Consider the following 20,159-nt stretch of genomic DNA (forward strand, 5'->3'; position numbering starts at 1 on the left):
GATCTAAGCTTAGCCAGCCACGTCTACCAGCAGTAATGAAAGGGGATTGTATGTGAATCCGTCTACGGAAGCTCGAACAACTTAAAATGAACGAAACGCAAAAAAACCACTTCCCCAAGGAAGTGGTTTAACGAACGTCCAATAATCGAACGGACCATGATATCCGTATACGTGTATCGTCCCACGCACAAACAAAATAAAGACGGTGTTGCCTTGTTTGCACGGCGCTCACTTCCCTACGCTGGCATAACCCAGATCAGGTGCAAAGGGTCCGAAATCCATTTATTCCGTCTCAGCCGCATGGGCGGCTCCCCTAGTGTGACTATTTTATTGTATAAGCTAAAAATAGCTTAGCATATTTTCCTAATTCTGCAAACCCCACTTCGTGTGAAATATGCAGAACTGGATTTAACTGATTTTAGTTAACTTTACTTGACCATTCTTCCACATTCCACGTTTTGGTTACCCAATCCTCGTAAAAGTCCGGTTCGTGAGATACAAGCAATACGGTCCCTTTGTATTCCTTCAAGGCACGTTTCAGCTCATCCTTTGCTTTAACATCCAAGTGGTTGGTAGGCTCATCGAACAATACCCAGTTGCTTTCACGCATTAACAGTTTGCAAAGACGGACTTTAGCCTGTTCTCCACCACTAAGCGCTGATAGTGGACGCGTGATATGCTCATTTTTCAAACCGCAACGCGCCAAATGCGCTCGTACTTCATGCTGATTCAAATGCGGAAATTCATTCCATACATCGTCAATCGGTGTAATTTTCTCCGCCTTTACTTCCTGCTCAAAATAAGCGGGCTGCAAAAAATCACCTTGATAGGTTTTTCCACTGATTGGCGGAATTTTTCCCAATATGGTTTTGAGCAATGTCGATTTACCGACACCATTGTAGCCGACAATTGCAATCTTTTCGCCACGTTCAATCGTCATGGACATTTTAGGCAAAAGGGCATGTGTATAACCAATCTCAAAATCAATACCCTCAAATACCGTCTTTCCGCTTGCACGTGCCTCTTTGAATTGAAAGGTTGGTTTTGCGGCTTCTTCAGGCTTATCAATACGTTCGATCCGATCAAGCTGCTTTTCACGGCTCTTTGCTCGGCCTGAGGTAGAAGCACGCGCTTTATTACGCTGAATAAAATCTTCCTGTTTCTTAATAAAGTCCTGTTGCTTCTCATAAGCATCAATATGCTGAGCTTTGTTCAGATCCGCCATTTCAAGAAACTTTTCATAGTTAGCTGAATAACGGGTCATCTTGGCAAATTCAAGATGGTAAATAACATTAACGACCTGATTCATAAATTCAGTATCATGTGAAATAAGAATAAAAGCATAGGGATAATCCTTCAAATAGCGCGTAAGCCATTCAATATGCTCTACATCCAAATAGTTGGTAGGCTCATCCAACAACAGGACATTCGGCTTTTCCAACAGTAACTTGGCAAGAAGCACCTTTGTCCGTTGCCCGCCGCTAAGTGCAGATACATCCCGATCCAGTCCTATGGCCGACAGGCCTAGTCCATTCGCCATTTCTTCAACCTTCACATCAATGAGGTAAAAATCCCCCATATCCAGTTGCTCCTGAATTTCACCCATCTGTTCCAGCAACACTTCCAACTCTTCAGGAGAAGCATCCCCCATTTTGTCAGTAATCTGCATCATTTCCTTTTCCAATTCCAACAAAGGAAGAAAAGCGTCTTTTAATACATCACGTACCGTTTTGCCCGGTGTCAGCTTGGTATGCTGATCCAGATAGCCGTAACGTACACGTGGAGTCCATTCCACTTTCCCCTCATCCTTAAGCAATTTTCCAGTGAGAATGTTCATGAGTGTCGATTTACCAACACCGTTAGCTCCTACCAAACCTACACGTTCCCCCGCAAGCAATCGAAAGGAAACATTTTTAAATAATGCGCGGTCCCCAAAGTTGTGGGATACATTTTCTACAGTCAATAAACTCATAAGCTGTTTTTGGCTCCTTATTGTCATCGGCGCTGCCGACTGTTCTTATTTCATATGCATTTCGTTTCTTTCAAAGCTTTATTGTAGCACATTCTGCAACCATATCGGAATATTGAAAACAGTGAATTTTAAGGTTTTTTGGTATGGATCTGCCTAAAAAAAGAAAACCAGCTAATGTTTGTCAAGAGGGTCCACCAACATTCTAACGAAAAAATACGCCAAGGAGATGGCGAATTTTTCTATAAACTGAACGGTATGATCGTAATAGGTCGAGTATCAAATTCCATTTATTTGACTCTCACTCAAGAAAGCATTGATATCTAGGCTGTCACTGCTTCTATTGTGCTATCTTTTGACTTGGAGATTGTTCTATTTCTCTGCCCATTTCAAAACCAGTATATATAAGTAAACTAGTACAAATGCAATACCGTAAGAAATGAAAGTCCATAAATAGTTCCAGCCAGTGCTATAAGTAACTCAGCCCAGCCAAACAGCGCATAGTTCAGCAGCTGTTGTCACAGTGGTAAAAATAATAATCGGAAGAAAAGGACTCTTCTGCCACTTTTCGATCAAGTACACCATGAGTGATACTAGTACAGGATATACTCCTAGGTTGAACGGTAAAGTTGAAAAGGTTGCATCCTTTGTGATTGGTGTTACTCGCCAAAATCAAAATGTATGCCAATTGCATTAAACAGAAAGCCTACTGTTGAACCAAACGGAGCGACTCGCAGAACAATCTTTGGTTGTTCTACAAATACCAAAACTGCTATAAGCCATGGTATGAAGAACGCTAATACGAAATTTAGTACCATATGTGCGACCTCCGATGAGTTGTTCAAAATTCATAATTCAGTGATAAACTGATCCGAATATTAAACAGCGGCAGCCTTGGAGCATAAATAAAATTCCTCAACTTCCACTTGATTTAACGTATCTGTGGAACATTTATGGCTGAGAATAGTTTAGCCATGTGATGAATCTTTCAACCCCATCTAGAATTTTTTTTGTATAAATCCATAAACTTGATATGCTCTATTTAGGGGTCCAGCCAACATTCTTAACGAAAATATACGCTAAGCCCTTCAGTTGCTCAAAAAAGCCGACGTTCCTTACTCTAAGGGGTAGCGTCAGGAAAATGCGGATTTACAACGCTAAGCAAATTTTCCCGACGCTACCCCAATTAGAGCGTGATCTAATTCGAATGCGTCAACGTGAAGGAATTGATTTAGCAAAAAAGGAAGGGAAATACCGTGGAAGAGTCAAAAAGTATCACCATAAGCATGCCGGGATTAACTATGCAGTAAAGCTTTATCGGGAAGGCAAAATGACCGTAAAGCAAATTTGTGAAATTACGAATGTTTCAAGATCGGCTTTATATCGAAAGCTTTCAGAAGGGAAAAAATAGTTCGTTTTTTCCTTTAAAAGGCCAAATAGTGGAATAAATGGTTTAAAGAAAAAAAACATATTCGGTTGCTTTTCTTTATCGAACTGCTTTCATTTTTTAAAATTTAGGATCTGGAGAATTGATTCATAACATACAATTCGATAATAATTATGTAAGCTATCATCATCCCTCATTAACCACTGAATTAAGCTACCATCAATCATACACCGAATACTAATGGCAGATTGCTCGATATTATCTACTTTGAACACATTCTCTTCGATTCCCAGTGTGATAATATTTTTACAGATAGACCAACAGTTTTCGCAGAATTGTTGGTTAATTTCTTTATACCGATTATTATTTTTCACCTGTGCTAAAAAGTCTAAGTACACACGATAGAAAGTTTTATTTTCTTTAGGACTGATGAAGACCTGATTTATAAATGCTTCTAGCTTTTCAATTGCTGTTTCCTTTTCATCAACAGATTTAGCTTCTTTTTCATAAATTCTTGTCGTTATCCATTCAAATAAGTGAGCAAATACATCCGCTTTATTTTCAAAATAATAGTTTGTTACTCCTTTACTTACCTCTGCATAATCTGCAATATCCTGCAATGTCACAGATTCATAACCTTTTTCAGATGCAGCTTGAAAGGCAGCTTTTAATATTTGTTTGCGTCTTTGTTCAGCTTTTTTAACCATTCAATCGAACCTCCATTCGAAACCTAAGAATATTATACAAAATTTTATCAACTTGTACGAGTATTTTATACTGACTGGATAAAATATATTGACCAGACAGTATAAAATACATTACGATAAATTTAGATTTATGATTAAATAACTAGTTTGAAAGGGGAAATTTTAGATGCCAAAGGAATTTAGCGCTCTTGTCGTAAATAAAACGGAGGAAAATTTTTCAGTAAATATTGAATCATTTTCTTTTAATGACTTACCAGACGGAGATGTGACGATACGAGTTCATTACTCAAGTGTAAATTATAAAGATGGTTTAGCAAGTACTCCAAACGGAAAGATTGTTCAAAAATACCCCTTTGTTCCCGGAATCGACCTTGCAGGAACGGTTACTTCTTCAAACGATTCTCGCTATAAAGAGGGTGACAAGGTTATTGTCACAAGCTATGAGTTAGGTGTTTCTCATTATGGCGGATACAGTGAATATGCAAGAGTTCCGGGGGATTGGGTAGTACCTCTGCCAGATAATTTGACATTAAAAGAAGCAATGACCTTTGGGACTGCGGGCTTTACAGCAGCTCTTTCAATTCATCAATTAGAAAAAAATGGACTAACGCCAGAAAAAGGTCCTATTTTAGTTACTGGGGCAACTGGTGGCGTAGGGAGTATGGCAGTTTTAATGCTTGCCAAACGAAATTATCAGGTAACAGCAAGTACAGGAAAAGAATCCGAATATGATTACTTAAAGAAATTAGGAGCAAAAGAAGTTATTTCGCGCGAAGATGTTACACCAGAAAAAATTCGTCCTCTTGGAAAGCAGCGCTGGGCAGGTGCAGTTGACCCGGTAGGTGGTAAGACATTAGCATCTATTTTAAGCAACACTAAATATGGAGGATCCGTTGCTGTAAGTGGATTAACTGGAGGAGCCGAAGTGCCAACAACCGTTTTCCCTTTTATCCTTAGAGGTGTCAATTTATTAGGAATAGATTCGGTTTATTGTCCAAAAGATTTAAGAGAAACTTTATGGAACCGAATGGCAACTGACTTAAAGCCAGAAGGTTTAGGGACAATAATAAATGAAGTATCATTAAGAGAGTTACCCCAAACGTTAACTGACATCTTACAAGGTAAAGTAAGAGGCAGAACAGTTGTGAACATACTGGTTTAAAGTAAAACAACCTTTCAGTATCCTCTTGCAATAATAGTAGAATTTATTTTCTTATTCAATTAAAGGGCGCTTTAGTGAAGTAATTAAAGCATAATTTCTCACTTATAATACCGAAAAATTAGGATTTTTTATAGTTGGATTTCCTTAACGTTGTAAATCCGCATTTTCCTGACGCTACCCCATTATGCTCTCTTAGCGTATATTTTCGTTAAAATGTTGGCTGGACCCCATTTATAGGCATGACAAAAAAACTTTCTGCTCCTACAGAAAATTTTATGGATTAATATGGTTATTCTACAGACGATAGGGCTCGTTTTTACTAAGGATGGCGTATATGTGATGTATAAGCTTGTTTGCGCAGGCGATCACAGCTACCTTGTAAGGCTTGCCCTCTTTCTTTTTCTTTTCGTAATAGTGCTTTATTTTTTGATTTGCTCCTTGTCGCAGTCCACATTGAACGGCCAAGTAAATGGCTCTTCGTAGTCTCTTTGATCCTCGTTTTGTAATCCGATTATTCGTTGCTGTGAACTTACCTGAGCTGTACACCCCAGGATCTAGTCCTGCAAAAGCAACCAATTGTTTTGGCCCCACGAATTGTCTCGCATCTCCAATTTCGGCCACGATAGTAGACGCGAGTTTGTCACCAATCCCGGGAATGGATTTGAGCAAATAGACCTCGGGAAGATTTATAGAAATCTCCTCCATTTGTGTCTCTAATATTTCGAGTTGAGATTGAAAGGCAAGTAATAAGGTAATCATTCCTTCTAAAACGGCATGTTGAGAGACGCTTCGGCTAACTTTGGCTTTTTGCTGCAACGCTATGTCTAGCAGCTCTACTCTATCGTTAATCCACTTCTTGGAGTGAGAGAGCCTGGCATGCTCAAACAAAGCTTGAGAGGCATTTTCCACCTTACCCTGAAGGCAAGCTTGCAGGACTTTTAGAGCCGTTACCGAGTAAAGGTCATAAAATACGGGTTCAAATTCGGGAAATACCTGATCTAGCAAAGCCCGAGTATTTAGCTTAGCCTGTACATATAATGATGTTATAAATTCATGCTGTCTGGTCACATTTTGAAGCTCCGTGTGGGCTTCATCCCATGCCCGGTGCGGCTTTAAATCACCGCGGTAGAACATTTCAGCTAAGTGCCAAGCATCTGCTGCATCTGTTTTAACTTTGCGTAGCGTAGTCCCTCGAGCTCGCTTAGACTGCAAGGGATTCACAATGAGATGTGCGATTTCTTCTCGTATGAGAAATGCAACAAGCCCACGATGATAATGACCTGTTGCTTCTAAAACAACAACTGGAGCCTGGCCTGTGCGTTCCTGTAATTGTGTAACTACTTCGCGTAAACGACGAAAGCCTTGCTCTTCATGGAGAATTGTTTCCGCCTTTCCTAACGGCTCATTTCTTTGCATAAAGGGTTGAAATACACTCATTCCTTTTGATACGTCTAGTCCAATAACTGGTTCCATAATCCCCCTCCTACGAATATCCCGGTGTCCCCACGATGATTCCAACCTCATAGCTTCGCTTGTTATACGGGATCGCATGCCCCAACCAGCTCAAACATGGTCGTTGGTGATAGTGGGAGAACAGTTTTCTTGACGGGGTTATTTATTCCCCTAAAACCACCTAGTTCTTCCCGGCTATCGTCATCTTAAAACACCTATTAAAATAGGCCAACCAAATTTTTGGTTGACCTAATAATACGAAAACCACCCATGAGGGTGATTATTTTAAGCCATTATAACATTTGTACTCAAAGTATCCCGCAGCTGCTGCAGATTTTTCATCCGTAAAACGTTCACTCGCTTTAAAGGGAGCTGGACATGAATCTCTATAAAAATATTTCATTCCAGTATCTGGTTCTATGCCACCGATAATGTCTTGCTTTCTGACGACTCTCCCACCACCAAATCCATAGTTATTGTAATACCTGTCTCCGACCGGAATGCCTTGGATAAACGCGATCAGACCCACATCATCTACCGTGTTGTACCACTCCTCTTGCGGAATGATCGGTAGTGTGAATGTATAGGAGATGCCGTTACGTGCAGCTTTTTCGTTATGGACATTAATAATTCGCGCCAAGTCCTCTTGGACACTGCCAACAATGGTAGAACGACGTATTTGCTCAAAAGTTTCTAAATTATTCAGTAAAGATATAGGAGTCTGATCCTGAAGTTCCTTTTGAAAGCCCTCCACCCACCTGTGATTCCGCGCATCGTATGCGCGCACATAATTATCCAAGGTGAACCCCACACTGTTGCCTACTGAATCAAGATAGGCATATGGTTTTTTTTCGCTCCATTTGTGGCCAATAGCACCTTGTCCATGCTCGTCTGTATAGGCTTCTGAAGTGTACACATAATAACCGTCATAATCCAGAATTACAATGGCTGGTATGTAATCCAATAATGCACGTTGTGCTACTATATCCTCATCAATGCCTACATTAAGAAAAAGGGTGTGCAGGAACGTGTTCAGCGCTGCTTCTTTATCTACACGAAAAAACTTATCCGATCCGTATCCGGCCTCGCGTTCCTGACGTTCATTCTGTGAGAGCACGCCCCCTGCATCCTGAACTGCGGTACGAAGAGCCGACGTATATTTCATTTCTAGCTGCTGCACTTCACGCTGATTCTGCACCCGTAAGTCACTAACTACACCAAAGGGCAAAAACAAAAGTATAAATATGACTGCAAAATCAGTAATCTTCATTCAGAACCATGCCCCCGTAAGAAGCTGTAACTGCCGATTTGCCGCTATTTGCCCCAACGAGAAGCCATGATTTGTACAAGTCCGCAGGAGTCCGATTCGTATTATGTAACCGGACCGTAAAATAATCCCCGGCCATCAAGGTATACCGACGTGTCTGATCTGATTTTGGCTGCTGATTGTCAGGAAACAACACAGACAAGATTTGCGGATTATAGTACCCATCATATACAGTTTCATAATTGCCCAGAAAACTGTCTGGCTTCGCGGCATCTGCATAGTCCGGTACATATTTTTTGTGCATATGCTCCAAATCAACTTCGTACGTATTGCCTGTCAATTCCAGATCGCGCATAAAATCGTTATACATCGTCGGTGTAATGTAACCTTTGGTTCTTACCATATCAACAAAACGTACAGTTGAATGATACGTATTTAACCCGGATATATCATCCTGCCGTTCAGCAGCTTGAGCTGCGGGTACGATGTACAAAAGCAATACAGCGAGCAGCGCCCCCAACAACTTGGATATTGTTTGAACCACTTCAGTCTTCCCCCAATTTCTCAAAACGTACAGATGTTATGTCCCCATTCCCATTACGCTGTGGGTATATGGAATATAAAGAGGAAGCATCCAGGGCAGATACATCAGGCTCAAACGGTTCAGAATACGCATCGTACTCTGTCCCGTCGACTTGAATCGAAATCCCCTCCTGTAAGTTCATGCGAATTGCCTGTATGACCTGAGTTCCTTTAATCCGTTCCGGCAATCCCACCCCAGCAGTACGGGCTATTCGCCCTTCAGAATGCTCCTCTTGCTGTGATCTTAATTCCAGTGCACAATTCAGCTGGCTGGACAAGTCTGCTGCCGTTACACATGCGGTTATGAACAGAATAACTGACACACCCAGCCGCAGCATACTTGAAGCGTGATCAGACATACTCTCATCCCCCTTATGATTATTATCTTTGCTGTAGTGCTTAGGACTGGGTAAACAACAACCCACGGACAACGTTCGATTTGTCCTTGACGATTTCAGCCTTGAATTTGCCACTTGGATTTACGTATTCATTCTCTTTTTCATTAAGTGTATTCGTGATTTTTCCAGTCTTATCACTGCCGCCATTCACGGCGCCGTACTGTTCACTGTCTGGGCTAATGTTCAGAGCATTACCGTACCACTGGCCTGCCATATTTTTACCGGTTTTAATCTGAATGCCGAATTGGTCTTTCCCCTGAAACTTCCGCAGCGCGTTGGTCACCTGGGAACCGCTAATCGTTGTGCCGTCATATACCGTAAAAGAGGCTTGAGACAATTCGGTCTGGATATCAGCAAAATTGTTTTGTGCCGTTTTAGTCGCCTCCTGGGCTGAAATAAACAGTATAACTACAATCGTAATTAGAGCGATGGTCAAAAATATCCCAGCGGCTACCTTTAAAGCTGTTGATGCGTTATTCATTATTTTTCTCTCCTCAGCTTGTTATTTTGTATTAGTCATATTAGAACTTTCTTACTGAATTTTTTGTATTTGCTCATAATAGTTATCCATTTGAACAAAACTCATGCCGATCAACGGAATCACCAAATATAAAAAGATAAGACCATACATCGGGGCAAAACCAATCATCCTTCCCCAGATAGCCTTGCTGTCTATTATTTTTTCATACTCCTGTTTTCTTTGTTCGAAATAGTAGGACATATGGGATTCCAAATCATCAAAGGCCTCTCGAATCGTAATTTTACCTAAAGACAAATGAAGCTTATCCACGAGACGTTGAAATTCCGGCAAAGGTGCTTCTTCTTTTAGCAAGTCGAGAGCTGCCTCTGGCCCATGTTCATAATGAAGCAAACATTTTTGCAGAGGTCTTTTGAATATAACTGAAAATCTGTTCAGCCACTCCAATATTTCCTCGACGGACATTCGTTCCATAACCCGTAAAATGGAAATAACTGTTTGAAATTGATACACCTCATGCCTCATATCCAACCGACGCATTTTTCGTTGCAAATATAATAAAAGCATAGGCATTTGATAGGCTGCATACCCAACAATCAAACTAATCAGCACTTCCCACCACTTGATGTATTCATCATTCCAATCTTTCAGCTTTTGGAGGATACGCCAAGTATTTGTGGATAACTGTTCAGGAGTAGCAGTTCCATTAGCATTGTGCTCTAAAGCAGCGTACGTCTGTTCGTATGTGCTGTTCGACCTCATGTTCAGCGAATGCATGATTTTGCGATCAATCTCACTCTGCTTCAAAGCTTCTTTTTGCTCCACCGGACTTAAACGTCCAAACATTTGACCCGATTGCACTGGTGCGTGAAGGATATGCGTTTTCTCAGCTTCATGTAAAAAAAATATCGTACTGATACTGAGCACCACTCCTACGATAAAAAGAGCCATTCTGCGTATGTAGAGCCACTCCAGTTTAACCTCCGCACCACTTTCCTTTAATAGACGGGTTATTTGGAAATAAGTAGACATATGCTGACGCGGAATTAAAGAATCCACCACATTACGAATGATGGGAAAACGGTATAGCTTCTGCTCCCAAACCCTCCGGCCTCTACCCGCACGATATCCTGTCTCATCGGTCTGTTGCAGTTTCTGTAATAGGAAATAAGATACGATTATCACAATATAAACGGACAATTTCGTGATATAACCCAATTTCCCCTGATAAAACTCATCCATGGATGGAAAGCTGGATCTCGCCCATGTCTCGATTGGGGTGGTAAAGAAAACAGGTGCCAGTGCGATCACGTTTAGACTTTTAAATAGATAGTCCAGTTTATTTCTTCGCAGCAACTCCAACTGGATTTCGCGTGCGAGACTGCCGAGCCCCTTCAAATAAATGGAGCCCCCTTCCTCAACCCGGTCACCAAACTCCATTACCATATACGAGATACCGGCAAAAGCTTTTAAAAATCGATTAGGAGCCGACTCATAGTATCTTTCCAATGCTTCGTGCGGATCAACATCTGTTAGCGCCTCATGGATGAGTCGTGCGTGTCTCCCAGCCTCTGCCTCCGCCAAATCGGCCGCTTCAGATATGGCTTCCTCTACCATACCGTGCTGATGGTAATAATGACGTACATTGGCGAAGAATTCGATCATCTGTGCAAGTAGCCTTTTTTCCATCCGGCTAATGGCCATATCCAAAATAAGACTGTTAATTACCACTCCGCATAAAACGGCCAATATAGCAAACTCTATTCCTGGCTTCATCATGACCAGCACAGCGCCACTGCAAGCAAAAGTCCCCCAGATGAACAGTGTCATCTTCATGGTCTGTAGGCGAAGCTTGTACTCATCGTAGGCATGCTGACCAGCTAGTCGCTTACGTACACTCGTGATGTATCCGGATAAGAAAGGGACCTTCATACATAGCGCGTACAACTTATGCAGTAAGGCTTGCAGTTCACGTTGCAGTACCGCTTTTCCCTTGCGTCCTTCCTGCACAGAATAAATTCGTCCTCTGCGAACTGCATGACTACTGCGCTTACGCAACCCCCACAAAACTATATATAGAAGCGCAAAGCCCCCACCTGATATAAGTAAAATCCATAATAAAATTTCTTTAAGACTCATAGTCTTCCTCCCAATAGCGGGTCAAAAAACTGCGGAAATCTCTGGCATCCTTTACATTCATCTGCTCACACATTTCTTTTGTACTTTTGGCAGTTAAGGGCTCCATTGGTATATAGCTTCCGTTCCGATATTCCATAACGTGGCGATAACTATAGCTCGATGAAGCATTGGAGCCTGCATCCGTATGATCCGGGTCACGCGGCACACATTCTGTGATCCGTTCGATGTAGCGTCGCCCTTCCGCATCACGTTTGAGATGCACATCAAAGTTAATGACATGAACTACCTGTTCCTCAGCGATGCCTTCATGCTGAAATACTCCTGTTTTGAGCAATGAATTACGAAGTGAAAACACGAGATCACGAAATGTTTTGGCATGATGAGTAAAAATGGTGAACAGACTGGCAACCTGCGACATTTGAATCATCCAAGCAGCTACTTCATCACTTGCTACTTCGCCTAGTATATTGACGGTTCCATCTGTTTTTTTCTGCAAGTCAAGCCCTTGTTGTCCTGAAATATGGTCCGTTTCTCGAAAGGTAAGAATGTTACGGCGACTGTAGATGCTACGTAGATGCAGTTCAAAGGCCATTTCCTGAACACGAAGCGTATACGAAGCATAAATATGCTTGACCATCGCCATTAACAACGTCGTCTTACCTGAACCCTGCGCGCCTGTAATAGCAGTAATCCGGCTACCTTTCATTAAATAAGAAAGTAACTGGATTGGAAAATCAGCATTTTGTCCCTTAATTAACTGTTCCAGTGATGCGCTTTGAATATCGAATTTACGAACAAAGAAAGCCCACGATTCTGAGAAAGGAGGACGCACCACCACTACCCGCGACCCATCCTTCATTTCGTTGACCTTATAACCATTCGCTTCGGAAAGCTGTCCCGGGTAATTGTATTTGTAAATATTTTGGCACACCCTTTTAAGTTCACGCTCAGATCCGAAGGAAAGGAACGAAAGATGGATCGTTTTACCTTTATAAAAAATCCATACGCTCTCATAACCATTGGCAGTAGGCGCAGATGTTTGTTCAAATACATACCCATCCGAAGGCCAGTCTGATGACGCAGGAATCCCACCTTTCGGCATACCACTGACGCCCCCACTTACACCGTCGATCCGCTGGTCACGAATATCATCAATGACGGAAAAGCCTTTGTAATGCTGATAAATCCGCTGGACAATAATATCCACCTTCTCTAAAAAGGAAAGGGGCCGGTACTCACAGTCATAGATATAACGAATATCCTCTGCGGTAACGAGATAACTTCCATCTTCTTCACCTTGCTGTGAATACCTCATTTCGGCCAAGTCATAAGTATCCAGTAAACGTGATAGTGCATCAGCGCCAAACTTCTGCTGGTATTGGTAAAATATAATTTCGAATTGATCCTGTATGCTAAACAACTCAGGTCTGGAGAATGGCATAACAGTATCGACGATTTTCTCGTTCAAGCCGTAACCGTTAATCAGAAGCTCAGCCATCAGATTTTTAACAAAACGTTTATCTCCAATGCTGCCATTGGCACAGTCCTTTAACGCCCTGCGTAGTTCCGCCCTTTGATGGATACGCCGTCTATATTCCTCTTCATGCAATCCGGCATCCGCCATCTGGCTATGACTCAGTTCATGAAGTGCATTTTTAATATAATCTATTAATATTTCGAATGTGGCATCTTCGTTCTTTTTTTCTACCCGAAGGGTTGAATATCGCGAGTGAAGATTCCCTCGATATTTAACAATAATCAGTACGATGCACATCAGCACTATGCAGGTAAGAATCAATCCGTTTATCATTTGAGCGGACAGCATTTAAGCGCCCCTCTCCAAAGCCTTGAGCCGAAGATCGGACTCTGCCGCCTCCAGAATAGCTTTGCTGATATGCCGTATACTCTGCGCCCATCCTACGGGCATAAAAAGCTTGCGGCGCTGCTCTTTTTCACTTCGTACCTCACGCTGCACATGGCCGATCACATCCCTGCGGTTCCATGCGTCCATAAATCCGGTGCTATAAGGGACTGTATACAGAGCACCTTTGTAGCCATATCTCCTGCGAATATTCGTTTCATTCACTTGAGAATGCACATCATATTTCCCAAGTACTATTAATAAGGGTAACGATGAGTAGGTAGACAACGGAGACACGGATTCAAAATAAGCGTCTAATTCTCGCATATTCTGAGTAAGTGAAAGAACGGCCAGTTTGGCTCGTGCACATGCTTCATGCTGTACAGCCCCCCACCCTACTCCACTTCCTGCATCAATCAGCGTTAAATCATAATATTGATTCGCTGTATCGATTACTGCCCGTACAAGCCCTGGAGATAGTAACGGCGGTGCAGCTCCAAAGCTCGAGGTTCCCTCAAGTACATCCAAAGTATGTTTGAGTACAGGTGTCGTATAATTACGAATATTTTCTTTAGACAGTGTCCCTCGCAGAACTAAACGTGCGGCAGCATCCCAGCCCCCTTCCTGAAGCTGTAGGGTTGGATCGTCCATACCATACTCTTGTATAGGTAATCCTGATTCAATACCGGTATATCTACGTCCCAAATGAGTCAATAATAGTCTTCCTCTATATAGATTGCCTATGGTAATTGCTATTGCTGCCGCCAAAGAGCTACTTCCACTAGCCCCCTTAATGGGGCTCCAAAACAAAATGGTACTCATGCTCTACTCCTTTCCGCACGCTTTAGCGCACGACGACTCACTTTTAATTCCCAACTCATCCATTCCCCAATACAACGGCATAATTCTTTCTTATACATTCTGGATAGCGGCTTTAGTAGTAGCTGTTTTTTATGCTCATTTTCCAGTTTCAGAGCAAGCAGCCCCTCATCCCATGGCAGTACATATGGCTCTTGCTGCCAAGAAGCCGGGAAATGGTTCATGTATTCCCACAGATACGGCTCCTCCAGACCACAATCCACGGCCTGTAAAAATAGCTTGTGAAATACAAGATCTTTGGGGAATTTAGGTTGACTGAATAAATGCTCAAGCCAATTCTGTCCGTTGTGCATTAGCATACGGCTATAATCACTGACCCAAACTCGCAGTTCTGCCCCTTTCCAAACAGAAATAGGACAAAAATCAGGTAACTCTACATCCAAAATAACAATGTCATAAGTCTGCTCCGCCTTTTGATCAGTACTCATACCGATATGCAGGTCTTCCCATGCTGTAAATCCAATTGCTACATCAAAACCACTAAACTGTGTGATGGGAAGTGGTTTGTCGAGCATCCCTATGCTATACCGATACTGCCCCCGCAGCGTAGCATCCACAAGCAGTACCTGTTGGCCGGAAGCTGCTAATATGCTGCTGATGTATAACAAGGTATCGCTTTTGTCACAAAGCCCGGCAAATATCCATGTTTTCATACTTTCGTTCCTTTTCTCTCATTTATTTGGCATACGGATCAGAGCTTCCGCCCTGCGTCAGAATCTCTGTTTGTTCTTGATGATCCTGCTCGTTCTCATATTCATTTCTTGTAGCATCAATCCCGCTTGCTGAGTTTTCTATAGTAGCACCCGCATGCTGAGCTGCAATTTCCTCACTCAGACTTCTTTCCACGGGTGTTGAAATCACATTGTTTGACGAATTAATTGCATTTTCAAGCGAATCCCGCAGCTGCTTGGACAGCTTTTGTTCAGCCACGCGTATCAAATTCGGATCACTATTCATTAACGCTAACACCTGGGCATTAGGCGGATAGGTCGGGATTGCCTTGGGCTGAAATTGGGGATCGACATATGTCAGAGCATAAATGGATGCTTTATGCAGATAGGCATCAACAATCGCACTCGAAAGCGACAATATTTCCCGCTCATTCAAAGTGACCCAGACAATTGGACCTTCCAGTCGGGAAATCTTCTTTTTGGATAATAGAATGTAATCCTGACCTGTTGGAAATTGAATGCGGATATCCACTTCGTCACCCGACTTGAGGTTGTTGGGCAATACCACCACCTTTAGCTCACGGTTGCGTAAATCTTTAGGTGTGGGCTCATCAGCAGTAATCATGGCCGATGTAAGCACAGATCCCTTTTTTAGCTCAATCTTGGCTGTGGTACCGGAAACCTCACTTTTATCTGTCAGCAAATTTGATGGGGCCTGAGAACCGGGAACTTTAATTCCCTTCAAATCATTAGATGCAATCTGTTCGCCTGGAGAAATGTCACGGACAACCGCCCAACCTTTTTTCGCGGTTCGTTGCTCCTGCTCATACACTTTCCATTTCTGCTCTGCCTCTACTTCAGCCTGTTTCCTGACCTCATTCATTTGATGGATATTAACCATAAGGTAGCCAACAAAGATAATGCCAACAATTCCTGCGCCAATACAACCGGCGTATAGCTTTTGCTTACTGCTTTTTCTTAGCTTGGACACACAACTTCTCCCCTGCCTCTTTTTGATATATACCGTTCTATTTAGCGCTGTCGTTTAAGGAATCCGAAGCGTTTTTTCCGGGTATCTGGAATAACTCCGCGAAACAGCTCGTCCAGCACCTGATCCACCTCATCATCTCGTTCGAAGGGGTCTGAGTGGAACGGTAAAGCAAATACTTTATCGTGATCCAGCTCCTTACGAAGCCTGCGAACCGCCTCCGAGGTTGCAAATGGCAAGCAGTAATTCCATTTATGCTGTGGGTGGCGCTGAAGAGATCGGGCTAGCCCTGCTATATCCTGAACTCTCCATTCGGCCCCTGAGCCAACGACGAGCGGATAATCGGCTCTCAAGAATTCTTCCAGTCGTTCATTGTCCTGCCCACTCCCCAGGTCCAGTACGATAAATCTATAGGAACCACCCAACAAAGAAATGACATCCGCACGAGATGTTTGTCGCCAGTAGTGTACTCCATCAACTTCAAAACGCCGACTTGGACTCGATTGTCCAACGGATGTGCCTTCTACGACTTCTTGAAGTCGGGCAAATGCTTTGGCTGTGCTGTGCAGCTCAACCAAAGCTACGGAGCGGGACCTTCGAGCCAGATAGTGGCTCACCGCAATTGCTGTATGAGTAGCACCGGAGCCGGCAGATACACCCAGTACAGCCACTACCCTTGTACCTGCATAATCCATCGAGGCATCATTAACGGATATTCCTTGTTGAGCAGGCTGAAAATCAGCACTGCGCCGCAGTTCTCTAATGACCTCCCCGGCAGATTGAAATCGTTCCTCAGGATGCTGACGCAGCAGTTTTCGAATCACCGGAATCAAATGGCGAGGCAATTCCCCCCGTATATACCCTTCTACTCCCGCAGTCCACTCGCTATATTTGCCTCCTGTACAGAGATACAATAGCAGCGCTCCCAAACTGTATAAGTCTGAACGAGCATCCGTCTGACCAGCTCCATATTGCTCCGGAGCAGCGAAGCCCACTGTGCCCAGCTTTACCGTATCTTGATCCAGTTCAGTCTTATAGCTCCTCGCTATTCCAAAATCAATCAGTATAAATTCCATTTCTGGTGTCAGCATAATATTCGTTGGTTTCAGATCCCGGTAAATGACTGGCGGTTGACGGGTATGCAAATAATCCAACACATCCAGTACCTGCAAAGCGAATGGGACGATTTGCTCCTGTGGAATATAGCCTTGATAGCCCTTCATGTATGCTTCTAGCGTAATTCCTTCGATGTAATCCATGACCAGGTATACCGCACCAGATGGAGGATGCTCAAAAAAATCAACAATTCTCGGTAAACGTGGATGACTTAGCGAAATCAGCATCTCTGCCTCCGTGCGTACAAGCATCATCACTTGTGGCCCGGCAACAGACTCCTTCACCGCCCATTGCTTGCCTGGCAGTTTTAAATCCTCTGCCATGAACACGCGGCTCATTCCTCCCGAACCCAATGTGCGAACAATACGGTAACGCTCACCGACAATTGATCCGAATTCCAACTGTGATAGTTGCTTCATTATTCTCCTACCTCCTTTCTAAAGAAGACAACGCAAAAAAGGGAAAGCTGCCGCAAAATCAAATTTCCATGTCGCCATGAAAACCGTTTTCGCGGGATGCTTTCCCTTGATTTAAACATGATTATTATTTTTAAGGAACAATTTGGATTTATTATATAGCACACTTGTATCTATTGTAAAGTATTATTTTCCATACTTGATCATGTACAAGGTAATTTCATCTCGGTTATGGAATAGTTGCTTAGCTCGCTGAATCTGCATGCCGGACTCCTCAAATGAAGCAATTACATCATGAATGAGCGCCAAGGGCTTTTTATGCATTAGCTTGACCGTGACGATAGCAGTACCACCACTTCGCAAACTATATAGTAAATCAGTAACGAGCCTTGCCATTTGCTTAGGACTCCAGCTCATATCACAAACCAGCAGATCGAACGAATTCTCTTTAAATTTGACTTCACTTGCATTTTTACGCAAAAAAGTCAGATTGGCGTACTTCATCAGTGATGGCTCCATCTTTGCCGGATCAACCGCTGTAACTTTCAGTCCCCGCTCCAGTAAGAAGGAGGTCCATCCTCCCGGTGCTGCCCCAATATCCAGCCCCTGATGGAAAGCGCCAAAATCTATGCCGAACGTTGCTTCTGCTTCCAATAGCTTGAATTTGGCACGAGAAATTTGTCCATCTTCTTTCTGAAAACGAACCGCGCCTCCGCTCCAATCCGATAGGTTATCCTCAGGACGTGATACACCTGCATACCACGTATCTGTATCTGCAAAAACGGACACAATAACATCGGCGCCTTGTACTGTTTGCTCCATAGGTAGATCACTTAATTGTTCACTCAAAGCCTGCTTGAGCGCACCTGCGCTTTCAGTCCAACTGCTATTAGATCCTTTGCGCACTTGTAAAGAAACACGTTGATCCATCAGTTCCTTGCGGTTACGGATGAATGCAACCAGCCGCTCCTGCACCTGAACCAGATCCGTTCCTTCTTCCTGAAAATGAACAGGAAACAAGTGACGTAAAAACATCGGCGGCTGAGTTGTAATTGTCCTCACTGCCTCAATTTCTTCCGCAGGTAATGTAACCAGAAAAATTTCACCAGGTAAAAGCATCGTGCTTTTTACAGAGCCAAATATTCTTCTAAGCTCCTCTTGAGCATAGGGTGCAAAACCGTGATTGGCCGTACAAACAAATCTTGATGATGACAAAGTAGATTCACTTTGTTCATCTATACTCATATATAGTTCCTCCAAAATAACATTACCCTCCAGTGCACACCCGAATCCAGGGACGTTCTCCGTCCCAATCCAGCTCAACCGGAACTTCATATGTGTGCATAATCAATTCTTTCGTTAAAACTTCTTTTTTCGGTCCAGCTGCTGCGACCTTACCATCACGAATCAATGCAACATGCGTAAAGAGGGGGACAATCTCCTCAATGTGATGAGTCACATAAACCACTGATAAGTCTCGCTTGCGGAGCCGATCAATCTCGACCAGCATTTTTTCCCGCTCAAATAGATCCAACCCGGCACAAGGCTCGTCCATAATTAGCAGACGAGGTTCTGCCATCAGTGAGCGGGCCAGCATCACCTTTTTACGTTCTCCTTGAGATAACGTCCCCAGCGGGTGATGAATCAAGTCGCCTAAATTCATACCCTCCAGCAAAGATATGGCCTTCTCTTTTGCCTCTGTCGGAATTTCCTGATAAAAGCGCAAAAAAGCATACGCACCTGTAGCGACCACTTCCCAAACGGGATCTTTTAGCGTCAGCTTTTCCAGCAAGGTCTGGCTGATATATCCGATCTGTTTGCGAACTTCCCGCACATCACATTGACCATACATTTGCCCAAGCACTTCAACCGTTCCATGACTTGGAAACATATATCCTGTCATCATTTCCAGCAATGTTGTTTTACCGGAACCATTGCGACCCAGAATAGCCCAATGTTCACCTTCTCGTATTTCTAGGCTTACATCGTCCAAAATCCGTCTTTCTTCCCGCTGCAACGTAATGCTCCTCATGGATATCATTCCATCACGCTCCTTATTTTGCTCAGCAAGTGCTCTACAGATTCCATTTTGTAGATGATCTCAGGATCTTTGTTTTCACCATTATATATAAGAAGGGCGGGAACGCTGGATATCCGGTACTCCTGTACCAGTTCAGGAATATAGTTAATGTTGCTCTGCACCACTGCTTCTTCAGGGAGCAAATGCTCTGCTACCTCTAGCATTTTACGGGCAGCCGCGCATGTTCCGCACATGGGAGTGTACACAAACAAAGCCAGCTTGCATCCCTCCCATATGGCACGGCGCACCTCTTTTTGTCCGATCTCTTTCATCGTTCAGACCCTTTTCTAATCTCTTGCATACGCTCCTCGGGTATGGGCCCGTTATGCACGGTGACGCCCTCTGGCTTATTCGCATAGAGTAGCTCATACATGGCTCGCCGCCCCTCTGGACTGGAGGAATGCAAGTAAATTTCACGTGGATATAACCGTTTCCCTGCGATAGCAGCAGCCACATCCTTTCCCGTAGGCTGACCTGGACCCAAATCATAATCTAGCGATAGTATCGAAATAGGGTATTCATGAAGCAGCAGCAAACACTCATCCGCATCTCTTGCCAGCTTAAAGCCTGGAGGACAAGGCCGATAATCGTCCATAAACAAATACAT

The 20,159-nt window shown here is 43.2% G+C and carries 18 protein-coding genes, 1 pseudogene and 1 riboswitch; of the genes and pseudogenes, 2 read left to right on the forward strand and 17 right to left on the reverse strand.

Translation table 11 applies throughout. The features are described from left to right. Positions 1-216: 216 nt before the first annotated feature. A riboswitch (TPP riboswitch) is annotated at positions 217-325 on the reverse strand. 93 nt (positions 326-418) lie between these two features. Next, complete coding sequence (locus T3H97_RS13980; protein WP_023988981.1) at positions 419-1,972, reverse strand: ABC-F family ATP-binding cassette domain-containing protein; 1,554 nt, start codon at positions 1,970-1,972, stop codon at positions 419-421. A gap of 1,180 nt (positions 1,973-3,152) precedes the next feature. Between T3H97_RS13980 and T3H97_RS13985 the strand changes: the two are divergent. Beyond that, positions 3,153-3,380: pseudogene (locus T3H97_RS13985) on the forward strand (helix-turn-helix domain-containing protein); the annotation flags it as partial. 89 nt (positions 3,381-3,469) lie between these two features. On the opposite strand, the gene T3H97_RS13990 reads toward T3H97_RS13985, so the two are convergent. Then, positions 3,470-4,063: a TetR/AcrR family transcriptional regulator gene (locus tag T3H97_RS13990; protein ID WP_328800027.1), complete on the reverse strand. Its 594-nt coding sequence runs from the start codon at positions 4,061-4,063 to the stop codon at positions 3,470-3,472. A 166-nt stretch (positions 4,064-4,229) separates the two neighbouring features. Between T3H97_RS13990 and T3H97_RS13995 the strand changes: the two genes are divergently transcribed. Continuing rightward, positions 4,230-5,225, forward strand: a complete 996-nt coding sequence (locus T3H97_RS13995; protein ID WP_328800028.1) for an NADPH:quinone oxidoreductase family protein — start codon at positions 4,230-4,232, stop codon at positions 5,223-5,225. 294 nt (positions 5,226-5,519) lie between these two features. Here the strand turns inward: T3H97_RS13995 and T3H97_RS14000 are convergent, their stop codons facing one another. The 15 genes from T3H97_RS14000 to T3H97_RS14070 form a co-directional block, all read right to left on the reverse strand. Further along, the gene (locus T3H97_RS14000; RefSeq protein ID WP_328800029.1) at positions 5,520-6,698 is read right to left on the reverse strand and encodes an IS110 family RNA-guided transposase; all 1,179 of its coding nucleotides are present in this window, start codon (positions 6,696-6,698) and stop codon (positions 5,520-5,522) included. Between the two features lie 259 nt (positions 6,699-6,957). Beyond that, entirely contained in the window at positions 6,958-7,947 is a 990-nt protein-coding gene (locus T3H97_RS14005) for a hypothetical protein (protein WP_328800030.1), read from the reverse strand. After that, positions 7,934-8,488 (reverse strand): hypothetical protein, encoded by a 555-nt coding sequence (locus T3H97_RS14010; protein WP_250239088.1) that lies wholly within the window; start codon positions 8,486-8,488, stop codon positions 7,934-7,936. Before T3H97_RS14010 ends, T3H97_RS14005 begins: the two co-directional genes overlap by 14 nt. A 1-nt stretch (position 8,489) precedes the next feature. After that, positions 8,490-8,885 (reverse strand): hypothetical protein, encoded by a 396-nt coding sequence (locus T3H97_RS14015; protein ID WP_328800031.1) that lies wholly within the window; start codon positions 8,883-8,885, stop codon positions 8,490-8,492. Between the two features lie 40 nt (positions 8,886-8,925). Then, positions 8,926-9,405, reverse strand: a complete 480-nt coding sequence (locus tag T3H97_RS14020; protein ID WP_023988985.1) for a hypothetical protein — start codon at positions 9,403-9,405, stop codon at positions 8,926-8,928. Positions 9,406-9,456: 51 nt separating this feature from the next. Then, a complete protein-coding gene (locus tag T3H97_RS14025; protein WP_328800032.1) occupies positions 9,457-11,541 on the reverse strand; it encodes a hypothetical protein in 2,085 nt (694 codons plus the stop codon). Beyond that, on the reverse strand, positions 11,531-13,366 hold the full coding sequence (locus T3H97_RS14030; RefSeq protein ID WP_328800033.1) for an ATPase, T2SS/T4P/T4SS family: 1,836 nt from the start codon (positions 13,364-13,366) through the stop codon (positions 11,531-11,533). The genes T3H97_RS14025 and T3H97_RS14030 overlap by 11 nt, the downstream gene beginning before the upstream one ends. Further along, positions 13,367-14,224 carry a hypothetical protein gene (locus T3H97_RS14035; RefSeq protein ID WP_328800034.1) on the reverse strand — a complete coding sequence of 286 codons (858 nt, stop codon included), beginning with the start codon at positions 14,222-14,224 and terminating at the stop codon, positions 13,367-13,369. It abuts the gene before it with no gap. Continuing rightward, positions 14,221-14,934, reverse strand: coding sequence for a hypothetical protein (locus T3H97_RS14040; RefSeq protein ID WP_328800035.1), 714 nt, complete (start codon positions 14,932-14,934; stop codon positions 14,221-14,223). Before T3H97_RS14040 ends, T3H97_RS14035 begins: the two co-directional genes overlap by 4 nt. 22 nt (positions 14,935-14,956) lie before the next feature. After that, positions 14,957-15,943, reverse strand: coding sequence for an SAF domain-containing protein (locus tag T3H97_RS14045; protein WP_328800036.1), 987 nt, complete (start codon positions 15,941-15,943; stop codon positions 14,957-14,959). Between the two features lie 41 nt (positions 15,944-15,984). After that, positions 15,985-17,475, reverse strand: coding sequence for a protein kinase domain-containing protein (locus tag T3H97_RS14050; protein ID WP_442955619.1), 1,491 nt, complete (start codon positions 17,473-17,475; stop codon positions 15,985-15,987). Positions 17,476-17,658: 183 nt separating this feature from the next. Next, positions 17,659-18,717 (reverse strand): 23S rRNA (cytidine(2498)-2'-O)-methyltransferase RlmM, encoded by a 1,059-nt coding sequence (locus tag T3H97_RS14055; protein WP_328800037.1) that lies wholly within the window; start codon positions 18,715-18,717, stop codon positions 17,659-17,661. Positions 18,718-18,739: 22 nt separating this feature from the next. Beyond that, positions 18,740-19,513, reverse strand: a complete 774-nt coding sequence (locus T3H97_RS14060) for an ABC transporter ATP-binding protein (RefSeq protein ID WP_328800038.1) — start codon at positions 19,511-19,513, stop codon at positions 18,740-18,742. Continuing rightward, positions 19,510-19,824, reverse strand: a complete 315-nt coding sequence (locus T3H97_RS14065) for a thioredoxin family protein (RefSeq protein ID WP_328800039.1) — start codon at positions 19,822-19,824, stop codon at positions 19,510-19,512. Before T3H97_RS14065 ends, T3H97_RS14060 begins: the two co-directional genes overlap by 4 nt. After that, on the reverse strand, positions 19,821-20,159 hold the full coding sequence (locus tag T3H97_RS14070; protein ID WP_134903167.1) for a cyclic-phosphate processing receiver domain-containing protein: 339 nt from the start codon (positions 20,157-20,159) through the stop codon (positions 19,821-19,823). Before T3H97_RS14070 ends, T3H97_RS14065 begins: the two co-directional genes overlap by 4 nt.

The organism is Paenibacillus sp. LX16 (genome assembly GCF_036252815.1).
GTDB classification, from domain to species: domain Bacteria; phylum Bacillota; class Bacilli; order Paenibacillales; family Paenibacillaceae; genus Paenibacillus; species Paenibacillus polymyxa_B.